The organism is Aulosira sp. FACHB-615 (assembly GCF_014698045.1).
Lineage (GTDB): Bacteria > Cyanobacteriota > Cyanobacteriia > Cyanobacteriales > Nostocaceae > Nostoc_B.
The window spans coordinates 30,847-49,753 of the sequence record NZ_JACJSE010000012.1; the positions used below are offsets into that span (position 1 = coordinate 30,847).

Below are 18,907 nucleotides of genomic sequence, written 5' to 3' on the forward strand. Positions count from 1 at the left end.
GTTGTATTATACAGGTTTTTTCAGTGTAAATCACTACAATCCCACAGCAAAATTTTACTTTTTGTTTCAATCACTGATCAGTTCACCTTTTAGGATAGTAACTGCTTGACCAGAAAGGAGTACGCGATCGCCACCGTCGTAATACAACTTAACTACGCCACCGCGATGGGATGCTTGATAAGCCAAGAAAGCATTTTTATCCAAGCGATCGCGCCAAAACGGTGCTAAACAACAATGGGCGGCTCCCGTCACTGGGTCTTCATCAATGCCCAAAGCTGGCGCAAAAAACCGAGACACAAAATCAAATTCTGAGCCTGGATGAGCTTTACTCGTAACGATTACCCCATCTACAGGGAAAGTTTTCAAAAGTTGAAAATTTGGCTGCATTTGCCGTACTACATCTTCTGATTCTATTTCTACGAGATAACCGAGAGAATTTTGGTAAACAGCTTGATAATTTACACCTAAAGCCATACTGAGTTCCGGTGGTGCAATAGTTACTTGTGAGTGATTAGCAGGAAAATTCAGTTCAATCCATTCATTTTGGCGCTTGGCAATCAATAACCCACTTTTGGTATGAAATCTCGCCACTTCGTCACTCGCTAAATGTCCTTGTGACCACAACACATGGGCGCTGGCTAAAGTTGCATGACCACAAAGCGGCACTTCTACAGCTGGCGTAAACCAACGCAGATTAAAGCCATCCTCTTGTTTCACCAAAAAAGCCGTTTCCGACAAATTCATTTCCTGTGCTACCTGCTGCATCCAGTCAGTGTCTTTTGGTGCAGGCAAAACACAAACAGCCGCCGGATTTCCCGCAAAAGGTTTATCGGTAAAAGCATCAACCTGAGTAATGATTTGTCCCATGAACTTACTTTAGAATATGGAAGCAATATATATCTACGAGAGTACATTAAAGATTTACGCAACTTCTCTACGCCACTTTGCGTTTGAAATTATGCAAATTCACCATATCTCCAACACCCTCAGCGATACTTTACGTCACAGAAGAGAAAAACTAGCTCAATTAATTGATTTCCCGGTAATTCTTTGGTCAGGAAGCAGCAGCCCCCGCAACTTTCGAGCTAATACCTATCCTTTCCGCGCCAGCAGCCATTTCCTCTACTTTGCTGGCTTACCTCTAAACAACGCCGCCATTCGCCTAGAAGCGGGCAAACTAGAGTTATTCATTGATGATCCCGAACCCGGTAGCGCCTTATGGCACGGTGAAACACCCAAACGCGAAGAAATTGCCGCCAAAATTGGTGCAGATACAGCGAGAACCTTATCTGAGTTGAAACATCGCGGTCATAATGCCGCCTCAATTCCCGTGCAGAATTATCGTACAAGTCTTGTACAGTCCCAAATTCTGCACAGAGAAATTTCTTCACCTTATGATTTAGAGGGATTAGATTTAGCATTAGCCAAGGCAATTGTCAGTTTACGCCTCACCCACGATGGGGAAGCCTTAGCCGAATTACGCAAAGCTGCGGCTGTGAGTGTGGCTGCACACAAAGCAGGTATGGCCGCCACCCCCAAAGCAAAACAAGAAGCAGAAGTCCGGGCGGCAATGGAAGGGGTAATTATTGCCCAAAATATGACCACTTCTTACAACAGTATTGTGACTGTTCACGGCGAAGTTTTGCATAATGACGTATATCATCACCCATTGCAACCCGGTGATTTACTGTTGGCTGATGTGGGTGCAGAAACAGAAATGGGGTGGGCGGCTGATATTACCCGCACTTGGCCTGTGTCTGGTAAATTTTCCGCCACACAACGAGATATTTATAATGTGGTTTTAGCGGCTCATGATGCTTGCATTGCTAAAATTCGCCCTGGCGTAGAGTATCGAGATATTCATTTATTAGCCGCAACAGTAATTGCGGAAGGGTTAGTTGATTTAGGCATTTTACAAGGCAACCCCCAAGATTTAGTGGAATTAGATGCCCATGCCTTGTTTTTCCCACATGGAATTGGGCATTTACTGGGTTTAGATGTGCATGATATGGAAGACTTGGGAGATTTAGCCGGATATGAAGATGATAGAACCAGGAGCGATCGCTTTGGCTTAAGTTACCTGCGTCTCAATCGTCCCCTACGTCCAGGAATGCTCATCACAATTGAACCAGGATTTTATCAAGTCCCAGCAATTTTAAATGACCCGCAAAATCGCGCTAAATATCAAAACATCATCAATTGGCAGCGTCTAGAACAATTTGCCGATGTCCGGGGTATCCGCATCGAAGATGATGTTTTAGTTACCACCGATGGCAGTGAAATTTTAACAGCCACCTTACCAAATGATGCTGATACTGTAGAAGCTTTAGTCAATAACCTTGATGGAGAGGCTGGAGGCTAAAAATAAAAAATATCCCAGCTTTTGGGGAGAAGGGAGATAGATTTTATATCCGCTACCTATGATATGAAAAGGCTATTTAAGTAGGGTGTGTTACGGCTATGCCAGGATTTCGGAACCTAAGACTGTGGAAATTAGCCGTAACGCACCATTTTTCTCGGTGCGTTCAGGTTTGTTATGAGTAGGTTGATGTTAAAAATTTTCGTTGTGGTATTATTTTATCTTTATTTTGTGAAGGTTAGGACTAAAGTAATAAAGCAATTTCGCTCTCTAGACACAGATTTTAAGAATCACACTGATTAAAATTAAGTTAATAATTTTTAATTTTCTACCTGCAACCTATATTCATATACTATAAGTATTAGTTACAGCAACTAACTAGATATCTAAAATATCAATATCAGTATCTTTCAAAAAATAAAAAAACAAAATTTGTATATCATCATTGATATATCTAAACATTGGATGATTTATATTTAGCTTTTTAGTTCAAAAATCAATATTTATTATTTATTAAATTAATTTGATGATGAGCGAAAAAATAAACAATAAAAATCCTCATATTCTTGTATGCGATGATTGTCAGGTAACTTGTCAGTTATTACAACTAATTTTAGAAACAAATGGTTATCAAGTTACTACAGTCTTGAGTGGAGAAGAAGTATTGCAAAAAATAGCATCTCAAACATTTGATTTGCTTTTATTAGATGTCACAATGCCAGGAATGGATGGTTATGAAGTAGCCGATCGCATCCAACAAAATCGCAGTTGTAAGTGTTTACCAATTTTGTTACTAAGTGGCTACGAAGAAGACACCATCAAAAAAAAGTGCCAAGCCAACGTAGCGGGTATTATCCGCAAGCCAGTTGATATGAATGTCTTGTTAGCAGTCGTCAAACAAGCTTTACAATTATGTAACTGCCACCACATCAGTGTTGCTTAACACTAAAATTGTGAAAAAATACGGTTTACCACCCCAAACCCAGTAGGTATCCAGTTGCTCAACTCGGAGTGAAAACTACTAAGCTGGTAGATAGCACGTTAAAACTCTACCGGAAATTCTGCATCGCCTTTGGCGACAATTCCGGCTTCCTCATTGGCTAAATACTTGTAACTTAGATATGTTTGATGCACTAGCAGACCGTTTAGAATCCGCCTGGAAAAAACTTCGGGGTCAAGATAAAATCTCGCAATCCAATATTCAAGAGGCTTTGCGAGAAGTCCGCCGCGCTTTATTAGAAGCAGATGTCAACCTCCAGGTAGTCAAAGATTTTATTAGCGAAGTTGAAGCCAAGGCGCAGGGAGCCGAGGTAATTTCTGGCGTGCGCCCAGACCAGCAGTTCATCAAAATTGTCTACGATGAATTGGTGCAGGTGATGGGGGAAGAAAACGTTCCCCTGGTGGAAGCTGAACAAAAGCCGACAATTGTGTTGATGGCTGGTTTGCAAGGTACTGGTAAAACCACAGCCACAGCCAAATTAGCTTTACATCTACGAAAATTAGAGCGCAGCTGTTTGTTAGTCGCCACAGACGTATATCGCCCCGCCGCAATTGATCAGTTGATCACCTTGGGTAAGCAAATTAACGTACCAGTATTTGATCTGGGTAGTGATGCTGACCCTGTAGAAATTGCTCGCCAAGGTGTAGAACGTGCCAAAGCTGAAGGTGTCAACACAGTCATCATTGATACTGCGGGTCGTCTGCAAATCGACGAAGACATGATGGCGGAGTTAGCGCGGATTAAGGAAATAGTCCAACCCCACGAGACTTTGTTGGTGGTGGACTCCATGACTGGTCAAGAAGCCGCCAACCTCACCCGCACCTTCCATGAGCAAATCGGCATTACTGGGGCAATTCTCACCAAGTTAGATGGTGATAGCCGTGGTGGTGCAGCTTTGTCAGTCCGCCAAATTTCCGGCGCACCCATCAAATTTGTCGGTGTTGGGGAAAAAGTCGAAGCCCTACAACCTTTTTACCCTGACCGGATGGCATCGCGGATTTTGGGGATGGGCGATGTTTTGACTTTGGTAGAAAAAGCCCAAGAAGAAATTGACTTGGCCGATGCCGAGCAAATGCAAGAGAAAATTCTGTCAGCGAAGTTTGACTTTACCGACTTTCTCAAACAGCTGCGTTTGCTGAAAAATATGGGGTCACTGGGAGGCATTCTCAAGATGATTCCTGGTATGGGTAAGCTGTCTGATGATCAACTCAAGCAGGGTGAAACTCAGCTAAAACGCTGCGAAGCGATGATTAATTCCATGACCAAGCAAGAACGCCAAGACCCAGATTTATTGGCAAGTTCTCCCAGCCGCAGACGACGGGTGGCTAAGGGTGCTGGTTACAAAGAAGCTGATGTGAGTAAGCTGGTATCAGACTTCCAAAAAATGCGATCGCTCATGCAACAAATGGGTAAAGGTAACTTCCCTGGTATGCCGGGAATGTTCGGCGGCGGTGGTATGGGCAACGCCTACGCAGGTGGTCGTCCCGCCGCCCCCGGATGGCGCGGTTATAACGGCGGTGGTGGCGGCAGCAAAAAGAAAAAACCCAAGGATAAGAAGAAAAAGGGCTTTGGGAACTTGTAGAAGAGGGGATAGGGAGGACAAGGTAGGCAAGGGGGACAAGGGAGACAAGGGGGATAGGGGGGACAAGGAGGACAAGGGAGAACAGTTTTTCATCACCTACACCCGCCAACTCCCCACTCCCAACTCCCAACTCCCCATTCCCCACTCCCCATTCCCCACTCCCCACTCCCCACTCCCAACTCCCCATTCCCAACTCCCCATTCCCCATTCCCAACTCCCCACTCCCAACTCCCCACTCCCTAACTCATATAGCCGCAAACGCTAATCAAGTGTTAAAATAAGCATTTCAGTATGGGAAGTAATTAACCAAGGCACTTTCGCCAAGTTACTTCCTAAATTTATCAGCTGCAAAAATCCATACAAACAGGAGAACGATTCTTCAACATGATCAAACTGCGCTTGAAGCGATACGGAAAAAAGCGGGAAGCGAGCTACCGTATTGTCGCCATGAATAGCCTCTCTCGCCGCGATGGTCGTCCTTTAGAAGAACTGGGCTTTTACAACCCCAGAACCGATGAAGTTAGACTAGATGTTCCCGGCATCGTCAAGCGACTACAACAAGGCGCACAGCCCACTGACACCGTACGTCGCATCCTCGTAAAAGCTAATGTTCTTGAACAGGTCAGTGCAAAACCCGCATCATAACCTCAATACGCCATCTTTCGCAGCTAATCCCAATTATGTTGGACTAGTGCGATTTTTGATGCAGCCGTTTTTAGAATCTCCAAATACCTTAAGCGTTGATTGTGAAATTTCTCACACCCTGAAAAAAGCTTGGATTCGCATTGCCTTTGACAGTGCAGATAAAGGCAAAGTATTTGGCCGAGGCGGACGCAATATTCAGGCAATTCGGACAGTAGTTGCTGCTGCGGCAGAACTGGCTGGACAATCTGTATATCTGGACATCTATGGCAGCAGTGCTATGGGGCGAGATGGTATGTCTTTTGATGAAGACCGCGAAGAGCGACCGCCACTGCCAAAAACTAGGGAAAGACGTGGTAACAACGGGCCTAGTAGACCTGTTGCTAAACCTCGTTTCCGCTAGGTTTAAACTATAAAGAAAGGAAGATGAGGGAGAAAAGTATGAAGTGTGAAGGATGAAGTCTGAAACTTAATTCTTCTGCCTTGTGCCTCCTCTCATTGACCTGATTTCTAAATGCTATTTATGAATGCAACTTCTAAATATCTCTTTCAGGGGGTGAAATTAGGGAGTGGCTGAAGTCCGTCTAGGTGAAAATGAAACAATTGACTCGGCACTAAGACGTTTTAAAAAGAAAATTCAAAGAGCCGGGATATTATCTGAGGTTAAACGTCGGGAAAGATACGAAAAACCCAGTCTACGCCGGAAGCGTAAAGCAGAAGCAGCACGTAAAGGCGTTCGCTACTAAGCGATTAACCGCAGTCAATGGTGAAATTTGAGGTGAGCAAGTTTAATTAACTTCAACCTCGCTAAAGTAGAGATGCGATCGCGTCTCTACTTTACTAGTGCAACAAGGCAAAAGTAAAAAGGCAAAAGTAAAAAGAAATAATACTTATCAAGTCAGCTTTTTAGCTATTTCTCATGGTCTGCTTATTTACGCCGCAGTGTACTAGTGCGGTGATGCAAAAGCGCAAAACTAGAAAATAATGTAAAAATAAACTTAATTAAAAACTGTAATTAAAAATCTAAACAAGTAATAGACCTTTGTTAAAAATAACTCCTCACACATTTAAGAAATAACTATGGCAGATGCTTTAAAGATTCAGCTGCCTAATATTCCGAGTGCGATCGCTCTTGCAGGTGATGGTGAAGAAAATCTCAAAATCCTGTCTCGGCAAACAGGCGCGGTGTTAGTGCTACGGGGACAGGAACTTCAGATTACGGGTACAGATGCCCAAATTAATTTAGCATCCAGGTTGGTGCGATCGCTCGAAGACCTGTGGATTAAAGGCAATACGATTTCCAATGCCGATATTTTAACAGCTCGTCAAGCCTTGGATAGCGATCGCGAAGATGAACTCCAAGAATTACGTCGAGATGTCCTCGCTAGAACTCGCCGTGGTGAAGAAGTCCGCGCCAAAACATTTCGTCAACGCCAGTACATTGAAACCATCCGCAAACGTGATATTACCTTCTGCACCGGGCCTGCTGGTACAGGTAAAACTTATCTCGCCGTTGTGGTCGCTGTGCAAGCACTCCTCGCCAATCAAGTAGAAAAGCTGATTTTAACTCGCCCAGCTGTCGAAGCTGGTGAAAGATTAGGCTTTTTACCAGGAGACTTACAGCAAAAAATTAATCCTTATCTTCGTCCACTTTACGATGCCATTTACGAATTTATTGATGCTGAAAAAGTCCCCAATTTAATAGAACGCGGCATTATTGAAGTTGCGCCACTCGCATATATGCGCGGACGTACCCTAAATCATGCTTTCATAATAGTGGATGAAGCTCAAAACACCACACCCGCACAAATCAAAATGGTTTTGACGCGGTTGGGTTTTCGTTCGCGGATGGTGATTACGGGCGATACCACACAAACAGATTTGCCCCATAATCAACAATCAGGCTTATCAGTTGCTTTAGACATTTTAAAACACGTCGAAGGCATTGGTTTTTGCGAATTTACCCAAAAAGATGTAGTGCGTCATCCTCTAGTACAGCGAATTGTTGCTGCTTATGAAAAATACGAAAAATAGTCAACAAATGACCAATGACTAATGACAAAGGACAAATTAATTATGAGTGCCAATTTAAAAGAATTTTTAGAAGCCTGTGAAAATTTAGGAACCTTGCGTTTAATTGTTACCAGCAGTGCGGCTGTATTAGAAGCACGCGGCAAAATTGAGAAATTATTTTATGCCGAATTGCCGAAAGGTAAATATGCCAATATGCACACCGAAGGCTTTGAATTTCACCTCAATATGGACAAAATTACCCAAGTGAAGTTTGAAACAGGTGAAGCAAAAAGAGGTAACTTTACAACTTATGCCATCCGGTTTTTAGATGATAAACAAGAACCTGCTTTAAGCTTATTTCTCCAATGGGGCAAACCAGGAGAATATGAACCCGGTCAAGTAGAATCTTGGCACGATTTAAAAGAGAAATATGGCGAAGTTTGGCAGCCTTTACCAGTAGAGATATAATTTGTCTGCTTGATTACTTAACTTACTGAAAACGAATAACCCCACCCTGCCAAAACTACGTTTTGTCTCCCTTCCCCGTGAACCTACGGTATAAATACAAGTCGAAGTAAACTACTAGGGATGGGGATTTGGGGAGCAGAAGAGAGTGGAAAATCCCATAAAAATTCATACTCAAAATTTGATTCGCGGACTTGAACAGCTTGAATCTACCTTTTTTGGCTGGAAACTTGATCTGGGTCTACAAAAACCAACCACTTTTCCAATAACCTCTTAGACTATTGACTCTGGACTCAAAACGATGAATTTTAGTACTGCTTTACCTACTTTTGTAATTACACTCCGAGAGGGAGTAGAAGCCGCCTTAGTTGTGGGGATAGTGTTGGCTTTATTGAAAAAAGCCAAACAATCTCGACTTAATTCTTGGGTGTATGCTGGTGTCGGCGTTGGTATTGTTGTCAGCGCCTTGATAGGTGTGCTGTTTAGCGTGGTAATTAAAGCATTAGGTCAAGTTAATCCACAATACACATCGGTGGTTGAACCGGGACTAGAAGGTGTGTTTAGTGTGTTGGCGATCGCAATGCTTAGTTGGATGCTAATCTGGATGACGAAACAAGCCAGATTTATGAAAGCCCAAGTAGAAGGTGCTGTTACAGAAGCACTCACACAAAATAACAATGCTGGCTGGGGCGTTTTTAGTTTAATTTTAATTGCCGTAGTCCGCGAAGGTTTTGAAACCGTGTTGTTCATTGCGGCTAACTTTCAGCAAGGTTTAATTCCCACAATTGGCGCTCTTGGCGGTTTATTAGTAGCAGCCACAATTGGCGTATTGTTATTTAAATTAGGTGTCAAAATCAACATCCGCCAGTTTTTCCAAGTTATGGGCGTTTTATTAGTGTTGATTGTTGCCGGGTTAGTCGTTTCTGCATTAAAACATTTTGACGATGCCTTTGCTAACTTAGCCCTCAGCAGTCGTGCTTCCGAAAGCCTGTGTTTTTACTATGAACACTTTACTAAAGTCCACTCTTGCATTTTAGGGCCGATAGTTTGGAATACTTCTAGTATTTTGCCTGATGATCAATTCCCCGGCATTATTCTGAAATCTTTATTTGGCTACAGAGAACATCTATATATTGTGCAAGCAGTGGGATATGTTTTATTTTTGCTAACTGTTGGCGGATTATATTTCCGCAGTTTAAATGGCGAAACTGTAAAATCTAATAAAAATGTGTCTCTTTTCCAAAAATAAACTGATAAGTAAATTTATTGCAGGGTGAGTATGACAATCATACTCACTCTATTTTGTCTGATTGAAGAAAAATTCAGAAATCATATCATACCCGGTGAATTAGTCATGATTTCCTTAAATTATTGTCAGCTAATGCTTCGAGTCGGGAAACCCCCTACAACCAGACTACCAACGCTCCTACATTGCTAAAGCTGCGCTAACACCATGCAACTGTCCCCTACACCCAATCTCTACAGACAATTTTTGTGCGTCAGCCCTGTATTTATTCAGAATGTACCCTAGCATCTTTCTAAGAGCAGATTTTTTCTGTACCCATAAATTCATTTAGCTTGATCTATTATGTATACTACGGTTAATACATCGAAGAATAGTACTATAGGTCATGGTGTCTTTACACTCAAGCTTGTCTACCGCGCCTAATAAAAACGCCAAGCAGCATTTTACTAGGCGCTCATTCTTACCAGAGAATCAAAATGTACTTTGGCAAATTGAAAAAGGCTTTGTACGTACTTATACTTATTTAGAAGATGGTACAACAGTTGCGCTAGGATTATGGGGGCCTGGGGATACCGTTGGCAAAGTCTTGTCAAAAATGGAACCTTATCAAATGGAGTGCTTAACCAAGGTAGAAGTTAAAATCTTGCCCCTAGAAGATTGGTATCAAGCGCAAGAAACACTACTAGCACATATCCAACAAGCTGAAGAATTGATGGTAATTCGTAGCTATAAAAAAGTTGATACCATGCTGATTAAATTATTAGCATGGTTGTCGAAAAAATTTGGTTCACAGGTTGAACAAGGACGTTTAATAGATATGCGCTTAACTCACGAAGACCTAGCAGAAATGCTTGGTTCTACCCGCGTAACTATCACTCGAATTTTAGGACAATTTGAGGATGAAGGTTTGATTGATCGTCTTTCTCTCCATCGCATTGTCGTGAAAGAAGAAGACATTTGGTACTATGAAATTTAATGGTAGTAACGCACCAAAATATTTATTAGCTGATAACTTTGGGGGATAAAGAAAGCTCAAGCCTTGAGCAGAGTATCGATAATTACTTTATTTTCTAGTCTTTTAATATACTAACTTTTTGAATTGCCAGACTAGAAAACAGAAGTTTTTATACATAGCTAGATTGATTCCCCCGATCATTATTCATGACTTATAGCGTTTCTCAGTCTGGTGAAGTACAGTAGCAACGGTGAGTATACCAATTATAAATATCGGTCAAAGAGAATTGTTTAAAAGCAGCTTGAATCGAGGAAGGTGTAGGTTGGGTGGAGGAACGAAACCCAACATTTTCAAGGCTTTGTTGGGTTACGCGATCGCTACACCCAACCTACTATTCTCTTAACTGAACCGTATTGAAATATGAGTTCTATAGAAATTTAATCAGCTGCAAAATCACCCCGACTGTAGAAAAAAGCCGGGGTAGTTGTGGTTAGTTATGCAACTAAAATTTGACGGATTAAAATACTCATCACTTGATCAGGGTTGTCGGTTGGAACTAATGGACTCCAATCGCCTACCTCGGCATAACCGATCGCTTGCAAATAATGTATTGTACTGGTGACAGCTTTGGGTGAACCAATCAACAAATGTTTAATCGGTTCTCTGTTGGGTAATGGCTGTTGATTAGATGCTTTGGGAGTGGCTGCATCAAAATTTTTTCTTCTCAAAAATTGTTCTGGTGGTGTTTGAGCAGAATCTTGATCATCACCGAATTTATGTTCTTGTGCCATGATAATAATCGACTCCTAATTAGGTGTTGGAAGAAAGGCGATTGCAGACTTTGACAGGACGGCGATCGCCTTTCTCATGCTATCTATAATAAAGTATAAAAATATACGTGTCAACTACTTGCTTAAATATTTTTATAAATGATTAAATCTGGATAAATGGCAGTTTATAAAGGTATTGGAATAAGGATGAGAAAAATTTTTAGGATTTATTGATTGTATTAAAATAAAAAGCATATTCAGCAATTTCAAGTAGGTTGGGTGTAGCGATAGCGTAACCCAACAGAGTCTTGAGAATGTTGGGTTCCATTCCTCCACCCAAGCTACACCTGAATTGAGCCATAGCATCACAACTTGATGTTGTAACGACAGAATGTTTATTAGATAATGCTGTTGATGAGCGATCGCATTTCTTAGTTTATTGGAGAGTGCGATCGCTTGATGTTCAGCAAGAAGCTGAGTATCTGATTAAAACTTTCTAAAATTATTTATTAGGTAATTTTTCGGAGGTAGCGATCGCTTATACTGCTATCAGCAGGTATTATTTCACAAGCGATCCATACTTCCAGACCTACACTACCATGACTCAAAGCCCAGATAATCAACCAGCTTGGTGGGAATCGGTACAAAAGATTTTAGACAACAAATTGGTTGGGTGGGGTATACCGGGTATTTTTGTTGCTATTGCTGCTGATCATGCTAAAAATGCTCGATGGCAAGAGTTTGTTATTTTTCTAGGAATCACTTTTGTTGTTGCGCTGATTATTAGAATTGGGAGTAAACTTCTTCCTTATTTTGATAAATTTCTAGACTGGTTACTGGCTACGCAAATTCCCAAATGGTGGACAGCAATTACAGATAAATTTGGGGCTGAGTACCTCGCTACAATAACAGCAGAATGTCAAGAATATCAGGGACGCGGATTTAGTGGTGAAGGGTTAGATTTAGAGAATGTATTTGTCCCTTTAGGCTTTAATTGTGAACAGCCAGTTTATAACCCTCAAGATTTGACGGTTGGTGAAGAAACTGAGCTAGAACAAGATTCGGCCTTTGCACAAACAGAAATTTCTCGAAGTATTGCAACTCAGAAAGAACCTGAAATTGGCAGTTTGTTGAGAGGAATTACAAACAAAAAATTGGCGTGGCGAAAACTGGTAATTTTAGGCGCTCCAGGTTCAGGAAAAACCACACTTTTAAGACACATCACCCTTTTGTTTGCACTGCGGAAACAATCAAAATTGGATCGAGGTTTGCCTCAACTTATTCCTGTTTTGTTGCGGTTGAGAGATGTTGCTCCAATTATTGTGGCGGATACTAATTCTTCTCTGGCGCAAGTAATTGCTAAGGCGAAAAAAGATGAATCATCAAAAACTCAAGATTGGTTTAACAAGCAGCTAAAAGATGGCAAATGTCTGGTAATGTTAGATGGACTTGATGAAATTGCCGACGATGAGCATCGAAAACAGGTCAGTAATTGGGTTTCTCAGCAACTCCAAAGTTATAACAATAAATTACCATTCATTCTTACGTCGCGTCCACAAGCTTACAATCAAGCACCTCTGTTAAATACCCCGGCTTATTTTGTTAGGTCATTTACAACTGAACAGCGCAATGAATTTGTTTACAAGTGGTATTTTAATTTAGAGAAGCGGCGTAACTCTGGAAAAGTATCAGAAAAACAACTGCGAAGAAATGCTGAAGCTAAAAAAGATGATTTAGTGCGCCAAGTTAATGCGGTTCCTTCTCTGCGTTTAATGGCAACAAATCCCTTATTACTGGCATTAATTATTAATACTTATAAAGAGAAAACCAGTCTTGCTCCTACCAGAATTGGACTATATAAACAAGTTTGTGATGTGCTGCTTCAAGGAAGACAATCTATTTCTGGAACTACCCGCTATCCACTCAAGCCAGAACAGAAGCAAGAAGCTTTGCAAGCACTCGCGCTGGAAATGACTAAACGCCAAGTGCTTCAGTTTACCCTAGATGAGAAAAGTCAAGACAGTAATATTTTTCTTGCCAAAGATTTTCTGCAACAAGAACTAGCTCAGATGGTTGAGGCGGGAAAAGAGTTTACACCAGAGGCTTTTATCGAAAAAGATGACCTTGGTGTGCGAGAATTGTTGAGCGATCGCAAACAAGAGAAACTCTATGAATTTACCCATCGTACCTTTCAAGAATATTTAACGGCGGTGGAACTCACAAAAGCCGAACATGAACCTGATTTATTAGAAGTTTTTGCGAAAGATAAAAAATACTTGGACTGGTGGAGACAAACTATATTATTCTATGCTGGTCAAGTCAAAATAGATAAACTAATTGATGCGGCATTAAACAAGCCAACTGTAGAAAACCTCACCCTTGCTTATGAGTGTTTACAAAATAAGCTCAGAGTTAGTCGAGAAAAAGAGCAGGAATTACTCGACAAAGTAGAACAGGGATTACAGTCAAATGACGTAGAAGTTTTTAAGTTAGCTGCATCAGTGCAACTGCAAAAACGGCTAAACTATCTCAACGAAGATTGTTTTCTTGGTAGTTCAGAAACCGACGAGCAACCTGGAGTTACCATAACAGCAGCAGGTAAAAAAATCTGGACATTACAAAAAGTCGATGATACTGATCTCACTGAAGCAGAATATCGGTTGTTTTTATTAGAACAAAACAACAGTGATTCAGACTTAACTCTGGAAAACAACCTCAATCAGCTAGACTTTGTAAACAGTAATGCGTTTTGTGCTTGGTTGAGTGAAAAAACCAGAGAACGATTTGGTGAAGCAGGAATTTGTTATCAACGGGAAACATCAACAAATACATTCCGCCTAGTTCGGTTTCGCATCCCAGAAAAGTATCATCAACTAGCCTATTATTTAGCAGCAGGTATGTGGAAAAAAGCTGACGAGGAAACATTGCAGGTGATACTGAAAGTCGCAGGAAAAGACAAACAAAGCTATCTGGAACTAGAAGACATTAGGAATTTTCCCTGTAAAGATTTAGCAATTATTGATAAATTATGGGTTGATTACAGCAATGGACACTTTGGGTTTAGTGTTCAGAAAGAAATTTATCTCAGTGTTGGTGGAATTTTAGAAGGAAGCCAAACAAATTCACCTTTCAACAAGGTTCTTGCGCCTTTCAAATCGATATATGCTCGTTTTGGTGGTAGAGTTAGAGATGAAGATGACAAAATCTACGAAGCTTATAAACGCTTCGCTGATGCGGTGGGGTGGAGAGTAGAAAGCGAATGGATTACACCAATTTATGAAAAAAATACCTCAGCATTAAAACTAAAAAAAGGACACTTACCGTTTACACCAATTCCACTCCAATATATGAAATTTACTACCGTATACACCAGAGTAAACCGTTAAAAGTAATGAGAGTGTAAGAGTGTAAGTTGGGTGAAACGAAACCAAACCCAACAATATCAATGATATTAGATTTTGGGTTACGCGATCGCGCTGCTTTTTTTCTAATAGGATAGCGCGTATTGATTGCGTGATAAAGCTTCCAGAGTCTCTTAATCTGCTGTAACTCACTCAACTAATTACAAATAAACTTGCTTCCACATGAAAAAAGTCTCCCAGTTTTTGCGCTAATTCTGGAGTTATTTTTTGATTGCCGTTTAAAATATTATCAACCAAATTTTCTGAATCTAAAATAGCTTGTAAATCCGCTTTGGTTTTGTCTGATTGTTCTAAAAGAAATAACAGCATAGACTGAGGCGTATTTGGTTGCTCAGGTTGATAATATTCATGTTCAAATTTTTCAATTAAAGTTATTAATAATTGATAGAGTTCATTTTCTTCAGGAGTTCGTTCACGGTGCATTAAATCTTCAACAATGGCTAATGCTTCTTCGTTTTCTGCTTCAGTCTTAATCAATTTAGGAAGATACGCTGTTAATAGTTCTTTATATTTTTCTGGATTAAAAGTAAGGGTCATTTTTCCAATTATCCTTATCGTATTCTGCGTGAGTGAGGATATATTTAATATAAATTAATTGACCTTCATAATCTATACTAACAATCAAGCGGTATTTATTGCCTTTAATATTGAAAACTGTAAAATTACCTACAGCCTCAGCTTTCGGAAAAACTTGCTGTAATTCAACCAAGTTTGACCATTTAGCTTTACTAGCAATTTTATACCAGTTATTCAAAGTTTCCTGAGAATCAGCGTGATTTTCTGCATATTCTCTTAATATTTTAAAACTAATAACGTGCATCTTCCTGATGAAAGAAAGTGAGTAATTAGATATTACTTTAAACAGCAGTCAGAGTGTAGGTTGGGTGAAACGAAGTGAAACCCAACAATATCAATGATATTAAATGTTGGGTTACGCGATCGCTCCACCCAACCGACTTTTCTTAAATAAAAGTCAGAAGTGAATCCACTATATAGAATCGGGGTCAATACCTAATTCTTGCAGTTTTGCTGCCAAGCGATCGCCTCGTTGTTTTTCTTGTTCGGCGCGTTGCTTTTGTTGATATGCGATTTCTTCTGGTGTGGGGACTAATTCACCTTCAGCCGTAAAAAAGCGTAATTTATTTTGAGCAATTCCTAAATACAACTCTAGCTGCTGACTCCATAACCAACCTTGAGCATTTGGTTCTAATGGTTGATACTTACCAGCTACTAAAACAAACCCAGCAAATTCTAAATTATTGGGGTCAAACCAAAAGTATTCCGGCGTGCGAAAGGTGTTTTGATAAATTTCTTTTTTTAAGCCTCTGTCTGTGGCGGCGGTAGAATCTGAGAGCAGTTCAATAATCACGTTGGGATATTTACCGTCTTCTTGCCAAACTACCCAGCTTTTACGAGGTTGGCGTTCTGTTCCCAATACTACAAAAAAATCAGGGCCGCGAAAATATTCTGACTTGCGTTGGCGCGGACTGTAGTAAATGGTGATATTTCCAGAAACATAAAAATCATTGCGGTTGCTCCACCACAATTCTAGACACTGAATTAGCAGCGTCATTTGTAGCCGATGTAAGTCACTTTCCAAAGGCGGTTCGTCACTATATAAATCCCCTGGGGGAAATATAACATCTTCTGGAGTTTCTAAATCTTGGGCAACAGACATGACTACAACTATCTCATTGCTATCAGTTTAGCGTAGCAGTGCAACGTGATACCTGATGACCAAATGTTTCGCCGTTAGTTGCTAAACTAAAAAACAACCCTTATCCCTGCAAAGGTGTTTTATGACCTCTGCAATCAATCGAGCTACTGAAGAACTTACTCCTTTCCCAGACCATACGCAGCTACCAGAATCAGACGGAAGTTTCGTGAAGAATTGGCAAGAACATCCCCAAAGTATTTTATTGACTGACTCAATTACACCAGTACTCAAAAAATTACATCCTGACGGTCATTATTGTATTGGTCAAGATTTAGGTATTTATTGGCGCTTAACTGATCCTCCAGAGAAAGGCGCAGAAGCACCAGATTGGTTTTATGTAGGAAATGTACCGCCTTCATTTGAGGGACAAACACGCAGGTCTTACGTGTTGTGGCGTGAGTATATTTCCCCATTAATTGCTTTAGAATTTGCTTCTGGTGATGGGAGAGAGGAGCGAGATAAAACTCCCTTGAAAGGCAAATTTTGGATTTATGAGCAAGTAATTCATCCAGCTTTTTACGGCATTTATGAAGTAAATAAAGCTAGTGTGGAAGTTTATCACTTAATTGAAGGACAGTATCAGCTGTTACCAGCTAACGAACGTGGGCATTATCCCATACATCCTTTAGGTGTGGAATTAGGTATCTGGCAGGGAGAATACCAAAATATGGCATTACCTTGGCTACGCTGGTGGGACTTGCAAGGTAATTTATTGTTGACTGGTGACGAACGCGCTGAACAAGAAGCCCAACGCGCCGAACAAGAACGCCAAAGAAATGAACGCTTAATTGCTCAATTGCGATCGCTCGGCGTTGAACCAGAAGTTTAGTTATTGGGCTGACTGGTATGAGAAAAACTCCAGTTGATTTGTATCGTATGGGAAATGCAACTTCCTCCAGGATGGATAACATTCGTTCACAAGACATTGAAACTTACGAAGAAGATGGTGATATTTTGGTTGTTGCAGGTTCTGGCGGAATTTCAACGTTTGCTGTTCAGGGAATTGGCAAGAATTGGTGGAAGTTGGAAAAAGGAAATGATATTCCTAATGAACTCCGCTTGGTGAATGATTACGGCAATCACTGGCTATGGGAACCAAGCTATACTATGCGAATGGAAGACTACAAAACAGCATTGCGGTTAGTGGGTGAGGCATTTTACAAAGTTAATTAAGGGAGTATTTGAACGTGAATTTTTCTCCTAAAGCAACTCGGTTTATTGTTGAGGCAATAGAATACAGGATTGATGCTTATCAAAAGCAATTAGAGGCAGACAATTTAAGTGATGATGAGATTTCAGACATCACCAATGACATGATGTTTCTGGAATCATTGTTACAGGAGTTGAGAAAAACTATTTCAACAACTGCCCCATCAGTTTTTTAATGCAATTAACTGGCTGAATACCCCACAAAGCAAGTATATCGCTCGGCGTTGAACCGGAAGCTTAGTTAATATCAACGTGTGGCTAATGTAAAATCTGCGGTGATTCGTTGTAAAACCTGTTTCAATACCATCGCCGTCCAATCAATATCTGCTTCCGTGGTATCTCGTCCTAATGTAATGCGAATACCTCCCAGGGCTGCTTTTTGGGAATAACCCATAGCTAATAATATCGGGCTGGGGCTGAGTTTACCGCTATGACAAGCAGCACCCGCACTAATGCCAATACCCGCTAAATTTAATTGTCGCACCAAGGTTTTACCGCTCAGTTTTTCACCGTCGGCGTATTCCAGACAGAAACTTGCATGATGGGGTAAACGATGGATGCGATCGCCTGTGGGAATTAAACCAGGGACATCTGCTAACAAAGCAAACAAGCGATCGCGCAAATCAATTAGCCTTGGTGTTTCGGTTGGTAGTTCTTTGGCGGCTAATTCAGCAGCGACACCAAACCCAGCAATTATTGGTACAGCTTGCGTCCCCGAACGCATCCCCATTTCTTGCCCACCACCAGTTAACAGAGGCATAATTTTGACACCAGGACGAATATACAATGCCCCGACACCTTGCGGCCCGTAGATTTTATGGCTAGAAATGCTGAGTAAATCAACTGGTAATGTCTGCACATCCAGGGGTAAACGTCCCGCAACTTGCACTGCATCAGTGTGGAAAATTGCACCATGCGATCGCGCAATTCTGCCCAACTCGCTAATTGGTTGAATTGTCCCGACTTCACTTTGTCCGTAAATTATTGACACCAAAACGGTGTTATGTCGCAATGCAGCTTGTAAATCTAACGGGTTAACTCTTCCTAAGTTATCCACTCCTAAGCGTGTAATTTCCCAACCCCACATTTCTAGCATTCGCACCGTTTCAGAAATGGCGGAATGTTCCACACTAGAAATAATGATATGTTGCGGTACAGCATACAACCTTGCCACACCAATAATTGCCAAATTATCAGATTCTGTACCGCCACCCGTAAAAATAATTGATTCAGAATCAATAGCGTTAATTAAGTCTGCAACTTGAACTCTGGCTTGTTCCAAAACAGTTGCAGCCCTTTGTCCCCACTCATGCAAGCTAGAAGGATTACCCCACTGTTGAGTGAGAATTGCTTGCATCGCTGCGATCGCTTCTGGGCGAGTTGGAGTAGTAGCACTGTAATCTAAATATATTTGCATATCACAACATTAGGGCGGAAAGACATGGGCAATGGGCTACTCACTATTTTCACCATACAAAGCTGTCTGGTTAAATCTTGAGAAAATGTGAATTAATCTGCATCAATAGG

The 18,907-nt window shown here is 41.0% G+C and carries 23 protein-coding genes; 15 read left to right on the forward strand and 8 right to left on the reverse strand.

All coding sequences use genetic code 11. From position 1 onward, the window contains the following. Positions 1-66: 66 nt before the first annotated feature. A complete protein-coding gene (locus H6G77_RS19475; RefSeq protein WP_190872480.1) occupies positions 67-867 on the reverse strand; it encodes a PhzF family phenazine biosynthesis protein in 801 nt (266 codons plus the stop codon). A gap of 91 nt (positions 868-958) precedes the next feature. Here H6G77_RS19475 and H6G77_RS19480 point away from each other — a divergent pair, with 91 nt between their 5' ends. The 3 genes from H6G77_RS19480 (at position 959) to ffh (ending at position 4,941) form a co-directional block, all read left to right on the forward strand. Further along, positions 959-2,362: an aminopeptidase P family protein gene (locus tag H6G77_RS19480; protein ID WP_190872541.1), complete on the forward strand. Its 1,404-nt coding sequence runs from the start codon at positions 959-961 to the stop codon at positions 2,360-2,362. A gap of 523 nt (positions 2,363-2,885) precedes the next feature. Continuing rightward, complete coding sequence (locus tag H6G77_RS19485) at positions 2,886-3,302, forward strand: response regulator (protein WP_190872481.1); 417 nt, start codon at positions 2,886-2,888, stop codon at positions 3,300-3,302. Positions 3,303-3,480: 178 nt separating this feature from the next. Next, positions 3,481-4,941: a signal recognition particle protein gene (ffh, locus tag H6G77_RS19490; RefSeq protein WP_190677446.1), complete on the forward strand. Its 1,461-nt coding sequence runs from the start codon at positions 3,481-3,483 to the stop codon at positions 4,939-4,941. 96 nt (positions 4,942-5,037) lie between these two features. Here ffh and H6G77_RS36290 read toward each other — a convergent pair whose 3' ends face one another. After that, entirely contained in the window at positions 5,038-5,163 is a 126-nt protein-coding gene (locus tag H6G77_RS36290; protein ID WP_277880586.1) for a hypothetical protein, read from the reverse strand. 162 nt (positions 5,164-5,325) lie between these two features. On the opposite strand from H6G77_RS36290, the gene rpsP reads away from it, so the two are divergent. The 8 genes from rpsP to H6G77_RS19530 all read left to right on the forward strand — a co-directional run bounded on the left by rpsP (position 5,326) and on the right by H6G77_RS19530 (position 10,665). Next, positions 5,326-5,586, forward strand: coding sequence for a 30S ribosomal protein S16 (rpsP, locus tag H6G77_RS19495; RefSeq protein WP_062292058.1), 261 nt, complete (start codon positions 5,326-5,328; stop codon positions 5,584-5,586). Further along, positions 5,549-5,986 carry a KH domain-containing protein gene (locus H6G77_RS19500; RefSeq protein ID WP_190589428.1) on the forward strand — a complete coding sequence of 146 codons (438 nt, stop codon included), beginning with the start codon at positions 5,549-5,551 and terminating at the stop codon, positions 5,984-5,986. Before rpsP ends, H6G77_RS19500 begins: the two co-directional genes overlap by 38 nt. A 166-nt stretch (positions 5,987-6,152) precedes the next feature. Further along, positions 6,153-6,329 carry a 30S ribosomal protein S21 gene (rpsU, locus tag H6G77_RS19505; RefSeq protein ID WP_062292053.1) on the forward strand — a complete coding sequence of 59 codons (177 nt, stop codon included), beginning with the start codon at positions 6,153-6,155 and terminating at the stop codon, positions 6,327-6,329. A gap of 334 nt (positions 6,330-6,663) precedes the next feature. Further along, the gene (locus tag H6G77_RS19510; protein WP_190589429.1) at positions 6,664-7,617 is read left to right on the forward strand and encodes a PhoH family protein; all 954 of its coding nucleotides are present in this window, start codon (positions 6,664-6,666) and stop codon (positions 7,615-7,617) included. A 42-nt stretch (positions 7,618-7,659) separates the two neighbouring features. After that, entirely contained in the window at positions 7,660-8,064 is a 405-nt protein-coding gene (locus H6G77_RS19515; protein ID WP_190589430.1) for a ChuX/HutX family heme-like substrate-binding protein, read from the forward strand. Between the two features lie 298 nt (positions 8,065-8,362). After that, positions 8,363-9,310 (forward strand): FTR1 family protein, encoded by a 948-nt coding sequence (locus H6G77_RS19520; RefSeq protein ID WP_190872482.1) that lies wholly within the window; start codon positions 8,363-8,365, stop codon positions 9,308-9,310. Positions 9,311-9,692: 382 nt separating this feature from the next. Continuing rightward, positions 9,693-10,283 carry a Crp/Fnr family transcriptional regulator gene (locus H6G77_RS19525; protein WP_190872483.1) on the forward strand — a complete coding sequence of 197 codons (591 nt, stop codon included), beginning with the start codon at positions 9,693-9,695 and terminating at the stop codon, positions 10,281-10,283. 229 nt (positions 10,284-10,512) lie between these two features. Beyond that, positions 10,513-10,665 (forward strand): hypothetical protein, encoded by a 153-nt coding sequence (locus tag H6G77_RS19530; RefSeq protein WP_190872484.1) that lies wholly within the window; start codon positions 10,513-10,515, stop codon positions 10,663-10,665. A 91-nt stretch (positions 10,666-10,756) separates the two neighbouring features. Here H6G77_RS19530 and H6G77_RS19535 read toward each other — a convergent pair whose 3' ends face one another. Both H6G77_RS19535 and H6G77_RS19540 read right to left on the reverse strand, forming a co-directional pair. Next, a complete protein-coding gene (locus tag H6G77_RS19535; protein WP_396020679.1) occupies positions 10,757-11,056 on the reverse strand; it encodes a hypothetical protein in 300 nt (99 codons plus the stop codon). A gap of 196 nt (positions 11,057-11,252) precedes the next feature. Further along, a complete protein-coding gene (locus H6G77_RS19540; RefSeq protein WP_190589434.1) occupies positions 11,253-11,393 on the reverse strand; it encodes a hypothetical protein in 141 nt (46 codons plus the stop codon). A 238-nt stretch (positions 11,394-11,631) separates the two neighbouring features. On the opposite strand from H6G77_RS19540, the gene H6G77_RS19545 reads away from it, so the two are divergent. Then, positions 11,632-14,418, forward strand: a complete 2,787-nt coding sequence (locus H6G77_RS19545) for a GUN4 domain-containing protein (RefSeq protein ID WP_190872486.1) — start codon at positions 11,632-11,634, stop codon at positions 14,416-14,418. Between the two features lie 168 nt (positions 14,419-14,586). Here the strand turns inward: H6G77_RS19545 and H6G77_RS19550 are convergent, their stop codons facing one another. The 3 genes from H6G77_RS19550 to H6G77_RS19560 all read right to left on the reverse strand — a co-directional run bounded on the left by H6G77_RS19550 (position 14,587) and on the right by H6G77_RS19560 (position 16,132). Continuing rightward, positions 14,587-14,991: a type II toxin-antitoxin system HigA family antitoxin gene (locus tag H6G77_RS19550; RefSeq protein WP_190872487.1), complete on the reverse strand. Its 405-nt coding sequence runs from the start codon at positions 14,989-14,991 to the stop codon at positions 14,587-14,589. Then, positions 14,975-15,274, reverse strand: coding sequence for a type II toxin-antitoxin system HigB family toxin (locus tag H6G77_RS19555; RefSeq protein ID WP_062293209.1), 300 nt, complete (start codon positions 15,272-15,274; stop codon positions 14,975-14,977). Before H6G77_RS19555 ends, H6G77_RS19550 begins: the two co-directional genes overlap by 17 nt. A gap of 168 nt (positions 15,275-15,442) precedes the next feature. Then, entirely contained in the window at positions 15,443-16,132 is a 690-nt protein-coding gene (locus tag H6G77_RS19560) for a Uma2 family endonuclease (RefSeq protein WP_190872488.1), read from the reverse strand. Between the two features lie 121 nt (positions 16,133-16,253). Between H6G77_RS19560 and H6G77_RS19565 the strand changes: the two genes are divergently transcribed. The 3 genes from H6G77_RS19565 to H6G77_RS19575 are packed head-to-tail and all read left to right on the forward strand — an operon-like array spanning position 16,254 to position 17,556. Then, on the forward strand, positions 16,254-17,000 hold the full coding sequence (locus H6G77_RS19565) for a Uma2 family endonuclease (RefSeq protein WP_190677455.1): 747 nt from the start codon (positions 16,254-16,256) through the stop codon (positions 16,998-17,000). A 17-nt stretch (positions 17,001-17,017) separates the two neighbouring features. Further along, complete coding sequence (locus H6G77_RS19570; RefSeq protein ID WP_190589440.1) at positions 17,018-17,344, forward strand: hypothetical protein; 327 nt, start codon at positions 17,018-17,020, stop codon at positions 17,342-17,344. Between the two features lie 14 nt (positions 17,345-17,358). Further along, a complete protein-coding gene (locus H6G77_RS19575; RefSeq protein ID WP_190589441.1) occupies positions 17,359-17,556 on the forward strand; it encodes a hypothetical protein in 198 nt (65 codons plus the stop codon). Between the two features lie 71 nt (positions 17,557-17,627). On the opposite strand, the gene H6G77_RS19580 is transcribed toward H6G77_RS19575, so the two are convergent. Continuing rightward, the gene (locus tag H6G77_RS19580) at positions 17,628-18,797 is read right to left on the reverse strand and encodes a cysteine desulfurase family protein (protein ID WP_190872489.1); all 1,170 of its coding nucleotides are present in this window, start codon (positions 18,795-18,797) and stop codon (positions 17,628-17,630) included. Positions 18,798-18,907 lie beyond the last annotated feature (110 nt).